The 527-nt window shown below is 61.3% G+C and carries 1 protein-coding gene; it reads right to left on the reverse strand.

What is annotated here, in order from left to right; translation table 11 throughout:
• A partial coding sequence (locus tag A5781_RS25610; protein WP_156622491.1) for a PPE domain-containing protein occupies positions 1-75 on the reverse strand: 75 nt, incomplete at its 3' end.
• Between the last annotated feature and the right edge of the window lie 452 nt (positions 76-527).

Raw genomic sequence — 527 nt, forward strand, 5'->3', positions numbered from 1 at the left:
CAACGGCCCCGAACCCGGACCCGCATACATCCGACCGGAATTAACCTCCGGCGGTAACGCCCCGAAGTCAAACACCTGTTCTCCTCAGTTGGCCGCGATCGCTGGCGATCGCGGCAGTCGCATCGGATCAGTGGTGGCCGTGGTCACGGCTTCGTAAGCAATTGCCACCCGTAGGTCGCTGACCGCCCGGAATCACCGACTCAGACCTCTCGGTCTGCCACCCCAGTCGGCGGGCTGACCGGCGCATCCTGCCGATCCCATGCCCGGCGCCCAAATGTGGTCTCGCACCACGCTTCTCGGACGCCCGGTCAGGAACAACGTGCACCTTTAGCCTCGATTGATCCCCTGCTGTCAGCAACCGAGCGACAGTTCACGTCTTCCCGAACTGTCGCTCGTCCATGAGATTAGTTCGTTATCGCGGGCACGCCGATACGCGATGCCAACTGTTCATTCCAGGCCAGCCACTGTTCACTCCCCGTCGGCTGCCGTTCATTTCTGGCAACTGATTGTTCATTCGGGGTTTGCTT

It is taken from the genome of Mycobacterium sp. 852002-30065_SCH5024008 (assembly GCF_001665645.1).
Lineage (GTDB): Bacteria > Actinomycetota > Actinomycetes > Mycobacteriales > Mycobacteriaceae > Mycobacterium > Mycobacterium paraffinicum.